This window comes from Paenibacillus sp. lzh-N1, assembly GCF_002872435.1.
Classification (GTDB): Bacteria; Bacillota; Bacilli; order Paenibacillales; family Paenibacillaceae; genus Paenibacillus; species Paenibacillus polymyxa_C.
Genome location: NZ_CP025696.1, coordinates 578,135 through 595,896 on the forward strand (window position 1 = coordinate 578,135; position 17,762 = coordinate 595,896).

Sequence of the window (17,762 nt, forward strand, 5' to 3'; positions counted from 1 at the left end):
GAACCAGTCTATGAAGAAAGAAAAAGTCACCATTCAAGACATTGCTGACGCTTTGGGAATCTCCCGAAATACCGCCTCCAAAGCGATTAACGGTAGTGAAAGCATCCCGGTTGATACTCGGAACAAGGTCATTAAAAAAGCGATCGAACTCAAATATAAGCAATTTGCCTATGTGGAAACAGACAGCATCATCCCTAAGAACCAAGGTAACATTGCCCTGTTTACATGCAATCTGCCGAACAGCTCGCATTTTGGCTCCTTTCTGATCAGTGGGCTGGAAAAAAGAATAAGTGCAGAAGGGTATAATTTGTCGATTCATATTGTGCGGGAAAACGAAACCCAAGCGGGAACACTTCCTAATAATTTTGAAGCCTCCAAGGTTGACGGAATCATTTGTATTGAAATGTTCGATCCACAGTATAGTGAGCTCGTTACGAGTTTGGGATTGCCCACAATCTTTATTGATTGCTCGGTGGACATTTTTTGTCCTGATTTGAAAGCGGATTTATTGTTGATGGAAAATGAACATAGCGTTTATTTTGTTACCAAAAGCCTGATTGATCGTGGATTTGCGCGGATCGGTTTTGCTGGGGATTATAAACATTGCAAAAGCTTCAACGAGCGGTGGGTTGGATATAACCGTGCTTTAATCGAAGCAGGCCTAAGTGTGGATTTATCTTGCTGCATCGTTGATCAGGACCGAAATTTTTTCTCCGAATCAGATTGGATGGATAAACAATTGGAGGGTATGAGCGCGCTTCCGTCCGCGTTCGTATGCGCCAATGATTTTATCGCCGTCAGTGTCATGAAAGCGCTCAAAAATAAAAACTTAAAAATCCCTGAAGATATTGCTGTGTTTGGGTTTGATAACGCTCCTGAATCCCGGATTGTGGAGCCTCATTTATCCACTGTGCATATCTACAACAACGAAATGGGGATTACGGCGGCTGAGATGCTATTGGCACGGGTCAAAGATCCTTCCAGACCTTATCAGATTACGCATATCAGAACAGAGCCGATATTTAGAGAATCGACTCCGACATTGTAGTAGATGGTGAGTGTAAAAGAGGTATTCTTGCGGGGCTCCGCGAACGGAACGTTGCTCCAATCGCTGTTGTATCTGGATTTTATTGAATAGCTTAGTGGTAAAAATCTGGATACAAAGGCGACCCTGACGCTTTTTCGCAATCGTTCCGTCCTCTCCGCTGCTTTCAGCACTCTTAAACTTTAATAATACAAAATGGCAAGCCTCTAAATCATCAGAGACTTGCCATTTTTCTAAGTCTATTAAACTGATGGATGCGGAGATAGAGTCTTAGTCTTCAGCTAGTCGTTTATAGACCCTCTGCTGGAACTACAGGAACTACTGGAGTTGCTGACTCTCCCTCTATTTTCTTCGCTCCTATTTCTGTTTCATCAACTTTCGTTTCATCGATGCTCGTTTCTTCAACTTTCATTTCATCGACTTCTTTTTCATCTACCTCCGTTGCCTCTATCTCATCCGCTTCGTCACTGCTCTCTTCATTCATCAAGGCTCTTGGTGTGTAGAGCTTGGGAATGGGCACGTTCGCCCAATCCATATCGGATGCAAAGTAAAAGCTTGTGTAGGACGGCTGGTTATAGCCGGTATTTTGACGCGCCACATCCGCACGATACTGCGGGTCATGCATCAACGTGTACAATTTATGCGTTGTGGGCTCGGTACTCAAATAGATACGAATCGCTGAGCTATCCGCTGTACGGACAAGCATTTCCTCACGCCAATCTCCGAAAATGTCAGCGACCAACGATGGCGTTCCTTTGGTATAATTGTTCGTTTTGGTGCCTGATGCGGTTAGTAATGTGCCTCGTTTCCAATCTTCAATGGTTGGGGTTACGTCGATCGCCCCGTTCACGATTTGTGTGGTCATATCAGCCGCCCATTTGATACTCATATTGGTACCCGGCATCTTCGTATCCAATTGTTTACCCGCAGCGGTCCACAAGCCTATGGCCCAAGTCTCCAGTCCTCGCTGTTCAGGGTCTACGTCACCGACCATCCCCCGGCCTGTATCCTTCCCGGAATATCCACCGTAGATGACTTCACCCGTTTTGGCATCCCGCAGCGAATAACCATACGGGGCATAGGTGCCGCCTTCATGCACCATAAAGATTTCTTTTCCTGGCCGATCAGGGTCAATATCGGTCACATGCAGCGCGTCGCCGTGTCCCAATCTGGCGGTTTGGCCCGGAATTGCGCTTTCAGGAGGCATAACATCAAATGAGCTGTACAGTAGGCTACCATCATGGTCAATCGTGGCGGAGCCATATACAATTTCGTCTTTGCCATCTCCATCCACGTCTGCCGCACTCAGCGAATGTGCTCCTTGTGTAGTCAAAGTGCCGAATTTCGGGTCCGTTCCATCCCGTCCGTGTGGGCTATCATTAAACGGATTGGTCATTGGCGCCCAACCACTGTCCACCATCCAATGTTTTTGGAGATGACGACCATCCCACGTGTAAGTGACCAAGGTGGAACGCGTATAATAGCCACGTGCAAATACGGCATATGGTTTACGTCCGTCCAGATATGCTACCCCTGCCAGAAACCGATCCACGCGGTTAGCAGGTTCAATCCGGGCCATAGCATAGTCTCCCCACATAAGACCGTCGTCATGGCACTCTGGCTCATAGCGAATCGTTTCCAGCTCAGTCCCCGTTTTTCCTTTGAAAATGGTCAAATACTCCGGCCCATCCACAATGAAGCCTTCAAATTCTCTCAGCTTGTTTTTGTCGCTCCGCGCAGGAGCATACACATCCATAAAGTAATCCGTCAGGCTTTCCGCATCCTTTCGGGATAACGGGTAGCTGTACTTTGGAGCAATACCAAAACACTCCTCCAGCGTAGCAGGCCACTGCCTCTTGACCACTTCTTCATGCTTCGTCCAATTCATAAACATGTTCACCACATGCTCATAATAATCCGTGCGGCTCAAACGATAATCATCCTTATGTGTAATTCCAGCTTTGCGATCCTCACGGGGCAGGGTAATATATTTTTCTTTTTTGGGTTTGCCCTTTTTATCAAAAGTAATCGTTTTGGTCCCTGGAGCCGTCTTGAACATCAGCTCGGCTTTGCCATCGCCGTCAAAATCATACACCATCATCTGTGTATAGTGCGCACCTGAGCGAATATTCACACCGAGGTCAATTCGATACAGTAGCATGCCCTCGAACGTATACGCATCGACATACGTATTTCCGGTATAACCCTTCTGAGATACATCTTTGGAGTTGGATGGGTCCCATTTTACAAAAAATTCATATTGGCCGTCTCCGTCCACATCCCCCACACTCATATCGTTGGCCGAATACGTATAGGATTCACCTGCGGGTGTTACGCCATCAGCAGGCTTTTGCAGAGGAAGCTCATAATAACCTTGCTGCCATGGCTTCACTTTGGCACTGCGATCCTTCTCTTTCCCTTTAACGACTGAAGCGACCCTGTACACCGCATTTCCGGTTCCTTCCTTATCCAGATAATTGGTGCTGTCCGTCACCGTTGCGATTTTCTTGCCATCACGGTATACGTTAAAGTCCGCTCCTGTCAGCCCTGTTGAACTGTAGCCGTTCACTTCTTGGGCCAATAACCGCCAGCTTAAAAATATACCCTCTTGCGTCGCCGCAGCCACCAGTCCGCGATCCAGCTTTTCCAACTGAATGCTGCCGCTACGATTCTGTTCTACTGCGATTGATGATTCTACCTGCAGCGTGGGTTCGGACAAGTCTTCCGCAGCCACTCCCCCAGTCGTACCCGTCATCGCCAGCATTGCTGCCAACGCGGCGGTCAAGGTTCCCTTTCGCCATGCGCCTTTCCTTTGAGCCATCCAATTCGTCCTCCTCAATTGTATTGTGATGACAAGCAAACACCCAAAATGATTGCGCTTACATAATTTAAATTCCTTATTATTATAGTTTTGCCGTTCCTCCAAACGCGTTTAAATATCCGTGCATTTCTCTACACAAATCCGTGTTGTTGTTCGTTTCAATTAAAATGTCCCCATTAACCACTACTAACAGTCCATTTCGTGAACCGACTATGTTAGTTGAAGTGAATATATCCGAATATCATAAGATGATAAAATGGACGAGCTGTGATCAAAACATACATACCTATCAAGGTTTCACAAAAATGATGTCACAAAACGCCCCGTTGCGATTGTTATATAGACATAAATACAAGGAGGTGAGCTCTTGCAGGCAACCATCCCCGGGGATCAACAGGATAAACACAGCCAGATTGAGCTGGCCGTAGAGCGCGTCAAGACTGGTGAACAGCAGGCTTACGAAATCATTATTCGACAATTCGAGCGGCAGATGTACACCTACTGCTTCTATATTTTGAAGAATCATGAAGCAACAGAGGACGCTGTTCAGGACATTTTCATCAGAGCCTATGAGAATCTTCATCAATACAGCAGACAAACCAGCTTCTCGGCATGGCTATACAAAATGGCCTACCATCACTTAATGAACATCAAAAAGAAGCACAGCCGCTGGCTCAGACTGGTTCAACAAGTCAAGGAACAAGATCCAATCGTCCAAGTATCACCTTATAAAAGCGTAATTGAAGAACTCCTGACTTATCTTACACCGGAAGAGCGTCATATTCTGCTACTGAAGGCTGTTGAGCAATACAGCTTTGAGGAGATTAGCAACATCATGGGTTTGAAGTCGGCAACCATCCGCAAAAAATATGAGCGGCTTCGGCGCAAGCTGCTGGACCACAGAAGCAAAGGAGGACTTGTTAATGGACAAACGCCCAACACCACCTTATGAACGCGAAATGGACCAGTTGGAGGATTGCATCAATGAATCAGTCATGCCCAGAGGCAGTATGAGTGATCAAATTATGAAGGAGATTGAAAAAAGAGCCATGCAAAGAAAGACGACGAAATCGAAATTTGCAAAACGGGCTGTTCTGGCGGCATCCGTAGTTGGCATATTAGGGACAGGAGTGGTAGGCGCCGGGTTTGTATCACCCACGATGGCAGCCACACTCAAGCAAATTCCCGGAATTGGCAGTATTTTTTATGGATTGAGCTCGGATGAAATTCAGACTGCTGTAGATAAGGGCATTCTCAGTCATCCTAATGAAAGTGTGACTCATGACGGAATTACGTTGACATTAAGCGATGTTCTGTATGACGGTACACGCCTGTCTTTCTCCATTGAGCGTCAAGGCGAGAATATGCCGGAAACCTCTATGAATCCTTATATACCTATGGATGCCAAAACTGAAAATAGCGATGACGAATGGGTAAAGGCACATAAAGTGCCTGAGAAGGATCAGCTTAAGGGGTACCTTAAACGTCCAGAAGTACTGATAAATGACAAAAAAGTGGACTCTCGGCGATTCGCGTTTGGGGATGATCCAGGCAAAAATAATTCAGTTATAGGGGAATACATGCAATTAGACTCCCTGCCAGATGAATTTGATTTGACGGTCAGAACTTCAGTTACAGGTGTTGACGGGTTGTATGAATTTAAGGTTCCGGTAAAAGTGGACAACACCATGATTGCTGTCCAGCCGAATGAGACAAAAACCATTGGTAGCTTCAGTTATACCGTGAAGGAACTTAAATCCACCCCAACAACGACTCGGCTAGTGCTAGACAGTATAGGTGAAGTGCCTGCTTCCCCGGAGCAAACGGGAGAGTATGCGCCAACGATGATGTATTACGATATTGTGGATGATCAGGGCAACGTTATTGAGCAACGCCAATTCGGTTATTTCTACAGTAAGCCTAGAACAAAATACCATGTGGATGAGCTGTATAATGCACTTAAGCCAAATACAAAATACGTGACGATTAAGCCTTTCACCTTGACCGTCAAGCCGGCTGATTGGAGTATTGTCGGTGAAGGCATGGGATCTGACGGCAAGCATAAAAGAGGAGATAAAACGTACATCAAGGAACTCGAAATGAAGATTCCCCTGAATAACTAATCACCAATTTTTTCAATACATGAATTTCATTTCATGAGAGGAGAACATATCTAATGAAACAAACAAACTTAAAATTAACATTCCTAAAACGGGTATTACTTACAACTTCCGCTTTCGCGATAATAGGAACAGGAGCAGCCATACCAAAAAACATATCCCCCATTGCAGCAGCCACTAGTGACGCGAAATCCGCGCAAGCCGCTTCTTCCAATCTGAGCCTAACGCAGGACGGGGTTACACTGAAGCTTGGCGATGTGTTTTATGATGGCACACGCTTGTCCTTCTCCATCGAACGTGAAGGCAAAAATTTACCTGAGGGAGTCATGAGCCTGTACCTCCCAGTAGATGCCAAGGCCAGTAAAAGCCTCAAGAAGTATATGGTTCCTGAGAAAGATCAAAAGAAGGGCTATATCAAGAGGCCTCAAATTCTGATTGATGGGAAGGCATTTAAAGGCCTTGGCTCGTTCGGAGACAAAGTATCTCAAAAGAACGCCGTAGAAGCTGAATACAATCAGTTGGATGCACTTCCAGACGAGTTTGAAATGACTATCCAGGTAGGGGTTACCAGAATCAGCAAGCCTTTTGAGTTTAAAGTCCCTGTTAAAAAGGACGGTAATATGGTGAGTATCAAGCCAAATAAAACCCAAAAGAGTGGGGATTTCAGTTATACAGTCAAACAGCTCGATATTGCCTCCCGTACAACCCGGCTGGTGCTAGACAGCGAAGGTCAAGTGCCTGCATCTACCAAGCAGACAGGAAAGTACGCTCCATCCATGATGTATTATGACATCGTAGATGATCAGGGGAAAACGCTTCAGCAACGGAGAGTCGGCTTCTATCATAGCAAGCCTAGAACGAAGTATCATATTGATGAGCTGTACAGTGCTATAGGCAGCAAACCCCAATATGTGACGATCAAACCATATACATTTACAGTCGATCCCTCTAATTGGAGTGTTGTCGGTCAAGGCAAGGGAGCCGACGGGAAATATAAAAACGGAGATAAAACATACATTAATGAACTCGAAATGACCATTCCCGTGCCAGCCCAATAACATCGATGCAAGAAGCGAGCAAGCCTAAAAGAGAATCCAGGCTTGCTCGTTTTGTTTACTTTACGTTAAGCCATTCCTTCCCCTGCTTACTTTACTGGTTCTACTGATTATACTAGTGCTGAGTGGCTTCAATTATCCGCTCACATTGCACCTGCACAGTAAGGGAGCATCGGTAAAAAAGCTGGAAAGCGACCGAGCGCTCTACACAGGAGCTTGTCAAGCTTGTACAACATCGTCAAGGATAGGTTTAGTTTACCCTTAATTGGTATATCTCCTAATTAGTGAGGGACAAAGGAATTGAAGTCGTCCCGACTAGACTGGTCTGCATGATAAAATACTATATCCCCATCCTGTAAATGAAAGGTGTGTCCGTATGGGTCCTTTATCTCTCTGCGATATCCTTCCAGTTGCCATTGGTTCAAAAGCGGGCCATTGATATATTGCAAATGTGGATGCTCGGTGTCCCCCTGACGGAGCGATTCCAAATTAAAACGAACCACTATAAAGCCTGTCTTCTTGAATAGATCTGTATGTTCGTTTAACTCCCTCTCTCGGCTTACATTACGTAAATCCGTCCCTTTGGTGACCGCGTACACATCGGCAGGCAGACTATACTCGCCATACCAGCGCTGAATCGCCGCATTCGCACGATCGGCATCCACCCCCTCCGGCAGGTCTGTCTTAGGACCGATCAAGGTACGTACAGCCGCAGGCAGCACCAGCCAGTCGTAGCGTCCAACCCAGGTCTTGCTGCGTGTGATACGCTGGGCATACAGCGCCACATAACGTTCCAGCGTTAACTGACTCCGCTCTGCTTCACTCAGTCCATGTTGATATTGGTAGGCTGCTGTATTCTGCATTTCCTCCATAGGGACATTGCGTAGTCGTTCATTCAAAATAACATATCGCTTCTCCCGGTCCTCCGCCGATCCTACACGGATAAATTTTCGACTGCCTGCATGTGTATACAGATCTACCTCTTCCCGCTGTTGCCCATCTTTGCTCACCCAATAAAATGAAGGGGTAATGCGAATTCCATCCCGGGCGCTGAACATATTGCCTTTGGTTTTGAGGTCAAACTTGAAATGATAGCCTGTCTTGACCGCCACATTTGCGTAACCTTCAAATGGATGACTGCCGGGGCGAATGGGCAATGTGAAGGGCTCCGGGTTCCCTCTAGGCAACCCGTCAATATTGCCAAGCCCTGTCCAATAGGACAGGCCACTATGCAGTGGGCTTCCTTTTTGCAGTCGAAATACACGCTCCCAATGGTAATCTGCAATATCCGTGATATGAAAATCATACATCCGTCCGATGACCTCAATATTCACCACATCATTGGCAACATGATGAGCGAGATTTGTGTTGGCATGGTGCTGCTCGGTGAATCCATCCGGTGCATTTTCGGCAATGATGCGGAACTCGACTGTATAATTGCCTTCATCGACCCATACGGGCAAATAAAAGTCTGTGTCCAGTTGTAGTACCGGAATCTCAATCCAGGTACCTCGCGGATAAAAATGCGTCTTTCCTTTGTCGTACACATCGAATGGAAAGCGCACCTGCTTGGTTCGTACATATTTGGCATACTCCCGATCACCATAGCCGGGAATATTCAAATGCGGACCTGCTGTCGAAATCGTCACCCGGAAAGGACGCTCCAAAATAAGTGCGGATCGTCCCTTCGTAGGTTGGGTTTTCTGATTATGACCAGCATCATCCGACACTGTAGACAGATTCACTACGGGAGTGTGGACAGTCACTGTATTGATCCCCTGTATCGGCAACGTTTTATCCGCACCTCCATTGATATTTCCTTTGAGAATAGCGTAAGTGATGTCACCACTGCTGGGCGTGTTGGGCTTATTCATCTTATGCTTATTAATCACATGATTCGGACTGTACAGCACATCGGCCCCAATCGCTCCAGAAGAGGGAATCACACCTGGTTTAGGGCCATTTACCTTGACGCGCTCTGGATTCATAATGATCTTGTTTTCAAAGGTCAAAGTATCGTTCTCCACTTCAATTTCCTTAACTGCCTCCTCTGCCTTAGATTTCAGTACACTGCGATCATCAGGCACACTTGGCTTGCTGCTGCCGCCGTTTTTGCTACGACTACCTCCATCCACTGTCCCTGGTGCAGGGGGCGGATAAAAGTTACCCTGGGTCGCTGCAATATAGGAAGGGGGATTATAGGATTGCGGAAACAGGGTGATTGCTTCATTGGGTAACGCATAGTTTCGGAGTGAAGCCTCTTTAATGCCATATACCTCCAAATTGTCTATCTTCCAATAGGAGTACGGACGGACGATTTGGTAAGTATAAGTTCGCTTCACCGTCTCATTCCGCCGAGATTTTTTCTTAGGCCGCCAGGTCAACCGATATTCCCGTTTTACGTTCACCGTATATGTACACTGACCCGTCATGTTCACAAACTTATGTTGAAAAAGGTATCTCTTGGCTTGCACATGACCGTACAGGCTTTCAGAGGTAGGAATACCTTTGGATACGTCGAATCGTTCCCGACCACGCTGGTCCGCTTTGATCACGGCAGATACTACTGGGTCCAACTCGGCAGTTTCCAAGCGCAGACCTGGAACGGGACGGGAGCAGACAACACCTTTCGTTGGCTGTTCATTATCTTGGCAATTTGAGGGCACTCCCTCTTGGATTTCTCCAGGCTTCGGACAGCCCTGAGCTTCTTTGTAATACAAATAAGCGGTAAACTGCTCAAAAGAACCGTCATAGGTAAACCCGGGTACAATCCCAGGCAAAACATCTCCGCTTGGCGGTTTACCTGTCGTGCTCTTCTTGTAGCCCACATACTCATATTTCGGGTTGGTTGGCGGGATGAAGTCATACGGTTGATTAGGTTTTAGCTCATCTTCTATTGGTGTAAATACGTTGTTAAGTGACTTTCCGTCAGTTGTAAAATGCTTGACGATGAGTGCGCTCTCTAGTTCAATCTTGAACAGGATGGGCTGGTAAATGCGCCAAGCTTCTACTTCTTTGGCACAGGTAGGGCAGCTTTCTTCCTTGATATCTTTGGCTATGACTTCCGCATTAAGCATCATGTTTACTGTAATTGGAATAGTAGTGGATTCCGTTCCAACCCCCTGGATTTGATAGGAGCGAATATCGTCCTTCACTGTGCCTTTACTTATGTAACGTACATATTCTTCATAGCCATCAGAACGGGATTTCTCAAAATATTTGATATAGTCAGGGTTCAGTTTGTTTTTCTCGTCGTTAGGTTTATATAGTGATGCTTCAACACTTTTTATTTTTCTACCCGGAAAACTAAACTTGTAGGTAAAAGTAGCCTCACCATGCATCCCTTTTCCAGGCTGTTTACCACCGTCTGTGACCCACGTCCCTGCGATATTCTTCCACATATCGAAATACATCATACCGACAAAGTAGCGATTATTCTTGTCAGCATAGTAGGACAGCGGAGTAATTTCTGTAACGGCTGCCGCCTTATCAATGGGAAAATAAAAAGGTGGGAGCTGCAATAATAGCAGTACCCCCACCAGCAATACGGCCAAAATGCGTTTGGTGTTACTCATATGGTTAATTTCCCTTCCAAGGACTAACCATCATCGGGATATAGTCTCTCGATGCAAGGTCAAAACCAATGTACTCAATGTCTTGCAGCTTAAAGGTTTTATAATCCTTGTTACCATAAAGGTTAGCATCAGCGTACGAATATATTTTGTAATAGAGCATCTTTGTACCGTCTCCATTATCTTGCGTCATTTCGTCTAGGGCAGGGCGAAGACGTACATCCTTGCTTTTAGTCAGGTAAAAAAGGCTACCTGCTGTAGATTTCGTTTTGGCCCGCACTTTCAGGTATGGGACTCCCTTTGGACTTGTATAAGGCTCGACTGAATAAATGTCGCGCAATAACTTAATAGGCAAGTCGGACCGTTTAAAGATTACCACTTTGTTATACGGCTGACCGACAACATTATTTAAAAGTCCAGGCATGGTCCCAATCGCCTTTTTATACGGCTCAATACTCACCGCCTGATGCCCTGTATCCTCTAACGCAGTGATTTCCTTCTTCCCAATCCAGACCCAGCGGCTGACCTTATCCCATTCTACCGTCTGTCCCAAACCCTCACTCACTAACCGCAGCGGCACAAAAGTACGGTTTTGCTTCAAAATAATCTTCGTTTCATACGTTTTGGTCTGTCCATCCACGGTAGCGGTGTTTTGCCCCACTGTCATATTAACGGCATGTGCATCATTTTTTATCGACACAGCTAATTGGCCGCCTGTTTTCTCCCAGCCCACCTTAGCACCCAATGCCTCGGATACAAACCGGATTGGAACCATTACATAATCGTTACCATCCTGAAAAGGTTTGGCATCCGGGAACTGTATTTTTTTCGCATTTAATAAGACTTCAATTGGTTTGGTGCTACTTGCCGCCTCCGTCGTTGGAATCGTATTTGTCCCGCCCCATAGCAACGCGACTGCGGTCAAACTCAACACCCATTTTTTCATACTCATCTCTCGATCCCCTTTGTCTGCTTAAACTTTCAAACTATGTATATCATCTCTAATCTCATAAACTGTTCGCATCCCCACTTTCGGAAAATACTGGATACAACTTATATATTATAGGGTTTCCCAATTACAAAATCTATAAGAAAAATAACTAATATAAATACTCTAAAAATCATTTCCTATGAGAAACCTATCCCTCTAAATCATAGAATGGCCTCCTTATTTAACTTATATCTTCCGCAAAATCTCAACAAAAAAGGGCTGTCTCTCCCCTATGAAGGAAGAAACAGCCCGTGTGCTTCACGCGCAAAAACTATGAAAATATCAGTTCATACCATATAAATTGTTCCAGCATCATCCAATATTTCTTATATCATAAATCATAAATCATAACAGACTAAAAATCAAACGTTACTTTTTTCTCACAAAGCAGGAATCCCGGCGAACTTTTGACGCCCCCTGCCCCCCATTCATCTGCCTCCCTTACACATAAGCTGGAAGCCACGTCCCGTGCGCTGCAATCAGGTCGTCGCACAGAGAAACGATATCATCCATGGATAATTCAGCCGAGGTGTGCGGGTCCAACATAGCGGCGTGGTAAATGTGTTCTTTTTTCCCCGTCATTGCAGCTTCAATCGTTAACAGCTGGGTATTAATATTCGTCCGGTTCAGTGCAGCACATTGAGGCGGCAAATCCCCGACAAAGGTCGGCGTAACCCCATTGCGGTTCACCAGGCAAGGCACCTCCACACAGGCTTCCTTCGGCAGATTGGTAATCAAGCCTGTATTCATCACATTCCCGCCAATGGCAAAGGGGTGATTGGTTTCGATTGCCTCAAATATATAAGAAGCATATTCATTCGACCGTTCATGGCGCAGATCCTGATCGCCCAAAAGTTCCTCACGCATCGTCTCCCAGCGTTCAATCTGGCTCACGCAGCGACGCGGGTATTCATCCAAAGGAATATTGAAGCGTTCAATTAGCTCAGGATATGCCCGTTTGATAAAATACGGATGATATTCTGCGTTATGCTCGGACGATTCCGTAATGTAATAGCCAAATTTCAGCATCATTTCAAAGCGTACCATATCATGATGCTTTTCCCGCTGCTTGGCGGTAGCCCGTTTTTTAATCTCAGGATACAAATCCACCCCATCCTTGCTCACTTCGAGCAGCCACGCCATATGATTGATGCCTGCGATCTTTGCCTTTACACCTTCCTGCTCCAAGCCGAGGCTTTTGAACAACTCGGGTATACACGCCTGTACGCTATGACACAGCCCTACCGTACGGACACCGCCATGTACGTTCATCACGTTCGTCAACACAGCCATCGGATTGGTATAGTTGAGAAACAGTGCATCCGGGCACACCTCGCGAACGTCTGCCCCAAAATCGAGCATCACCGGAATCGTTCTTAAATTGCGGAAAATACCGCCAATACCAACCGTATCAGCAATCGTTTGGCGCAGTCCGTATTTTTTGGGAATCTCAAAATCCGTAATCGTACACGGATCATAGCCGCCCACCTGGATGGCATTTACTACATAGGCCGCTCCGCGCAATGCTTCCTTACGGTCAGTGTAGGAGCGGATCACACAGGTACTCCCCGTTGTTTTTTTCAAATTGGATAAAATATTTTCCGAATCCTTCAGCCTAACAGGGTCAATATCGAACAACGCCAGTTCAAAGCCCTGCAAAGCAGGTGTCAACATACAATCGCCAAGCACATTTTTAGCAAACACCGTACTGCCTGCACCCAGAAATGTAATCTTGCTCATACTTTGTCCCCCATTCACATTTTGTTCGCAGCTTTGCACCTCAAATGCAAGGATACCCATCGCCCCTCTCCCCCTTTGCAGGAAGAAAGTGACGATGGGAAAGATTAGCCATGACTATGCGTTGTTGCCTCTTATTCAGGATACTCCCACTGATTTAGCTGGGCTGATAAGCCGAGACGGTAAGACAGATGTTGCCGGGGATGTCGTAGTTGGCGGGGTTACTGAAGTCTCCGGGCTAACCGAAGTTGCCGGTAAAACCACGGCCCCTGCCTCAATCACAGTTACCTTGGCCAATGCCTTCAACTCTGTCCCTTCCACTTTGCCCTTCAATTCAAACGAACCTGGAGCAGCATATTGTGCAGGGTGTATATCCTCCCATTCCACAGCCACCCATTTGGTGGAGCCTTCTCCATACGTAGCTTCCACTACGCTTGGCAGTTCAGGTTTTTCACCGACATGAGTTGTTACATTCACCTCTTTTAACGCAGTGATGTTCTCAGTTGCCGTCAGACTCTGTGCTGTACCGGAGGCCAGACCTGCCACCTCGTTTGCATTCAAAGCGCGGCTATAGATCCGGAATTCATCCACCAGACCATTGAAATACGGATCAGGGTACTGGGACTTACCGATAAAATTATTTTTCGTCTGTCCCAGACTGGTTGGATTCAAGGTCAGGTTGGTATTGCGTCCCACTTCTTTCCCATCCACGTACAAAATACCTGTGGAGCCTGAAAGCGTGACTGCAACATGCTTCCATACGCCTGTCGGCAATACAGGGGCATCAATCGTCTGTTCCTGTCCTTGCCCGTTACCCTGATTCGTAATGGCAAATAGCATCCGGTTCCCGGCTTTAGGGGTCAGGAACATATATTCATTGGTCCCGGAGCCGAAGTCAAAAAATCCGCACATAATCGCTCAGGCTGTTCGCCTTGACCCAGCCGGATACGGTCAATTGCTGTGCCCGGCTGACAATCCCTGCCGGAAGCTGCACATAGCTGTCCTTGCCGTTCAGGCTCACAGCGTTGCCTCTTTTCCCCGCAGCCCATGCCGCAGTTCCCTTAACGGTAGCATCATTGCCGCTTTCCGATGAATCCGCAGCAACAGTACCGCTGGTTTCGTCGAACTTGTAAACGGCAAGCTGTTCAGGTAACGGTGCCGCCGGTTCAGCTATCACAGTTACTTTAGCCTCTCCTGATAACTGGGAGTCGCTGGCTGTCAGCTTGAATATATACGTTCCTGATTCGGAAACGTTCACCTTCGAGCGTAGTGATGTTTTGCTGCTGAATGTGACCTTCGCGTTCTGTGGTCCTTCAACCAGACTCCACTCGCTGGTCACCTTTCCTTGCGGAAGTCCATCATCTGTAGCTGTACCTTTCAGAATAATCTGATCCGGCAGCTTCACCTTGGAATCCTTGCCTGCATCAACGACAGGTGCTTTGTTGGGATCAGGTGTGGTGGGTGTCAGCTCTACTGTATAGGAGGATGCTGTACCCATTTCCAACTTAAGCTTATTGGTTGGTGCATACGCATTAAACTTGCCTTGTGATTGACCACCCACTTTAACCAGGTACGTTCCTTTCTTTAAGCCATCAAATGTAACGTACGTAGAATGAGCTTGGCCCGGCGTTTGATTTTTCAATTGGAGCCATACATAATCCTTGGATGTTGCCAGCTTGGCTTCTGTATACTGGTCCTTTTCCAGCTCGATATACAGCTTTTCCGTAATCAGGTTGACTCGTTTGAACAAACCGTCTAGCGGCTTGATCGTATACACGTTACCGCTTTTACTCACCTCTGCACCGTAGCCGGTCAATCCAAAAATTGGATCAATCGCGATATCCGCGCTTAAGGTTTTAAGTGCACCAAACAATCCGAGGTCAGCCTCACCGCTCATGCCGCGCCAGCCGTTAAAGAGCGGAACATTTTTACCGCCGCCAGTACCGTTTGTTCCGTTATTGCCTTTTTCTGCTTGATACGTCCATGTAACCGCCCCGATGTTCTCAGGGTCCGAGCTGATTTGCCCGGAGTTAATCGCTCCGACATTGGCAATTTTGGCAGCATAGGACAGCCGTTGTTGCTCCTCGCGATGATTGTCCTCATGATGACGAATCCAGTCATCCATCGCATATCCCGCAAGTGAAGTCGTGTACTGGAAGTTAAACCAGTTCTCCCCGGTAATCGTCACCGGATCGGTATAGTAGTACCATACAGGCATATGGCCGCGTGATGCACGAGTTTTGGCATTGATTTTACCCATCATCTCCAGGGCTTTACTTTGTTCGCCTTCTGTATCTATATTCTGCTTGGCTAACGTATATACAGCCTCTTCCCCTGTATTGTCGTAGCTATATTCGGAACCGTAAGGATACTTTGTATTTTTAAAATTGTTATATTTGCGATCCATTTTTTCCTTGAGATCGTTCGCTTCATCATCGTAGCCTTCATCATGAAGGGCCTGAATAATATCCGGCGTGGTCAGCTCGCCCATCAGACCTGTTTCCCAGTTGTACGCAACGGGTCCTTCATACAATGCTTTGAAAATGTTATAAGCCCGCAGCAAATAGGTTTCCTTCGGATGCTTGTAAGTGACTAGGTCCGGGTATTCCTTGGCAATCTTATACATGCTGAAATACGTATTATATACATGCGGGTATGCATATCCCCGATAGGTCGGTGTATCATTGGGCTCCGGCATCAGGAAATCATGAATTAAATAATCCTCATGATGTCCATTCATCAGATTCGTCCAAATCGCCGTCTCCAAATAATCGTCTACGGCCCGCACCTCTTTGGCGACTGGAGAGAGTGTGTTTTTCTCAGCCAGGAACTGTCCGTGGGTCAGACCCCAATCGTCCCCCCAGCCCCAATAGCCATTGAAAATGTTGCGTTTGGATTTGGTATGCATCATCCAATCGTCAAATACCTTATCACGCAGATCACCTGGCACGTTCCACTGGGTTTTGTCTACCATAAAAGTAGCGTGCCGTTGCAGCGCCTGATCAATCGGCTCAATGGCATAGAATTGTAAAACCGTTTTGTTGCCATTGCCGTATTCTACCGTTATGAAGTTCGGGCCCAGCTTAGTAAATTTCAGTTCATAAATCTGATGTCCTCCAGCCTTGCTATCCGTCTGCGGAATAACGGTTCCGTCTGGATAGGTCACCTTGTTGATCGTTTGCTTGGTACGCAGATCCACCTTCGCCTTTTGATTCGTAGGCACAATCATGCCTGGTACAACTGTAGTATCCACCAAGTTTTCTTGATACAACGTATCTTTTACATCATGCTCGTCCTTTACCGCCAGGAACTTGAAGCCATAGTTTTTGCTTTGTCCTGGATTCAGGATCAGGCTTGTATTGGGCAAATACCCACGGTTGGTGGACTTGATGACATTGGAATGAATATAAAATACATTCAATCCCTCCAACCACTTGCCTTCGTTGGCCGGGTTCCAGGCCCACTTGCTACCCGGATGCTCTTCATCCCGCCAATGGTCCTGATACTCAAACCCAGCGCCTGTTGTGGAATCAGGGATCAATAGCAGGGAAGACCCGATACCGCTGGGACGCCCAGCTGTAATATAGGAGCTGTTATTGCCGACAAAGGAATGCGTCACGACTCTCGTTTCGTAAATTGCATCACCATAAGTCCACTGTTCATTAAAAGGTAGGGGCAATCCAAAATCGCCAATCTCCAATTTTTTGCCGCTGGTATTCTGTACCTGTATATTCCACAACACTGAACCATTCGACTCCGCCGAATAGGTTTCAATAACTTTAAAATTGCGTATGCCTTCTGCATTACTTGAGTTCTCATACGTGACAGTAACGCGGTTGCCGCTGGTCGTGATCTTACGTGCGTCTGCCGACTTATTCGTCCATGCCTTCGTCCAGCTACCTCCATCCAGTCGATACGTGAACATCAGCTCTCCTAGCCACTGATGATCAGCCGTGTTCTGCTCAGGTGTCACCGTTGCGTTCATGACATATTCGGTCGGAAAAGCATCTCCCTTGATACGGATAGACGAAATTTCCCCATGTTCTCCTGTCTGAATCGTCAGCTTGTCATTAGATAGTTCATGTGCTTCTGCTGTATGCGTCCCAAACAACACAGACGCTGTGGTTAAAAACAAAAACGCCGCCAATATTCCCTTAAATTTCATCAACACGGCCTCCTTTTCAATCTCGGGGTCCTGATTTGCTTGTCAATCAGCTGAAGTCTCTTCATTTCGCCGCAACCTCCTTGGAAATGTAAGCGCTACAACTCTATTGTACAAATCCTTGTCCATTGGTAAAATCAACATTTTCAACCGATTTATATAGGATTTCAACCTAATCGGGGGATGAATCATTCATACCAACAGACACCATGTTTTGGATTAATGAATGGACAAATCGGAAATAATTCACTCATACCGT

Annotated in this window: 8 protein-coding genes and 1 pseudogene; 4 read left to right on the plus strand and 5 right to left on the minus strand. The window is 46.4% G+C overall.

The window, feature by feature from the left end; genetic code table 11:
• Window positions 1-10 precede the first annotated feature (10 nt).
• A complete protein-coding gene (locus C0638_RS02745; RefSeq protein WP_058711138.1) occupies window positions 11-1,048 on the plus strand; it encodes a substrate-binding domain-containing protein in 1,038 nt (345 codons plus the stop codon).
• Window positions 1,049-1,334: 286 nt separating this feature from the next.
• On the opposite strand, the gene C0638_RS02750 is transcribed toward C0638_RS02745, so the two are convergent.
• A complete protein-coding gene (locus C0638_RS02750; protein ID WP_058711137.1) occupies window positions 1,335-3,866 on the minus strand; it encodes a rhamnogalacturonan lyase in 2,532 nt (843 codons plus the stop codon).
• A 367-nt stretch (window positions 3,867-4,233) separates the two neighbouring features.
• On the opposite strand from C0638_RS02750, the gene C0638_RS02755 reads away from it, so the two are divergent.
• The 3 genes from C0638_RS02755 to C0638_RS02765 are packed head-to-tail and all read left to right on the plus strand — an operon-like array spanning window position 4,234 to window position 7,044.
• Window positions 4,234-4,818 carry an RNA polymerase sigma factor gene (locus tag C0638_RS02755; RefSeq protein WP_058711136.1) on the plus strand — a complete coding sequence of 195 codons (585 nt, stop codon included), beginning with the start codon at window positions 4,234-4,236 and terminating at the stop codon, window positions 4,816-4,818.
• Complete coding sequence (locus tag C0638_RS02760; protein WP_058711135.1) at window positions 4,790-5,989, plus strand: DUF4179 domain-containing protein; 1,200 nt, start codon at window positions 4,790-4,792, stop codon at window positions 5,987-5,989. The genes C0638_RS02755 and C0638_RS02760 overlap by 29 nt, the downstream gene beginning before the upstream one ends.
• Before the next feature lie 53 nt (window positions 5,990-6,042).
• Window positions 6,043-7,044, plus strand: coding sequence for a DUF5643 domain-containing protein (locus tag C0638_RS02765; protein WP_167346970.1), 1,002 nt, complete (start codon window positions 6,043-6,045; stop codon window positions 7,042-7,044).
• Window positions 7,045-7,322: 278 nt separating this feature from the next.
• Here the strand turns inward: C0638_RS02765 and C0638_RS02770 are convergent, their stop codons facing one another.
• The 4 genes and pseudogenes from C0638_RS02770 to C0638_RS02785 all read right to left on the minus strand — a co-directional run bounded on the left by C0638_RS02770 (window position 7,323) and on the right by C0638_RS02785 (window position 17,506).
• Complete coding sequence (locus C0638_RS02770; RefSeq protein ID WP_058711134.1) at window positions 7,323-10,616, minus strand: DUF5704 domain-containing protein; 3,294 nt, start codon at window positions 10,614-10,616, stop codon at window positions 7,323-7,325.
• A gap of 4 nt (window positions 10,617-10,620) precedes the next feature.
• Window positions 10,621-11,565, minus strand: a complete 945-nt coding sequence (locus tag C0638_RS02775; protein ID WP_058711133.1) for a copper amine oxidase N-terminal domain-containing protein — start codon at window positions 11,563-11,565, stop codon at window positions 10,621-10,623.
• A gap of 480 nt (window positions 11,566-12,045) precedes the next feature.
• Window positions 12,046-13,344, minus strand: coding sequence for an alpha-glucosidase/alpha-galactosidase (locus C0638_RS02780; RefSeq protein ID WP_058711175.1), 1,299 nt, complete (start codon window positions 13,342-13,344; stop codon window positions 12,046-12,048).
• Between the two features lie 135 nt (window positions 13,345-13,479).
• Window positions 13,480-17,506, minus strand: a pseudogene (locus C0638_RS02785) (DUF5695 domain-containing protein).
• Between the last annotated feature and the right edge of the window lie 256 nt (window positions 17,507-17,762).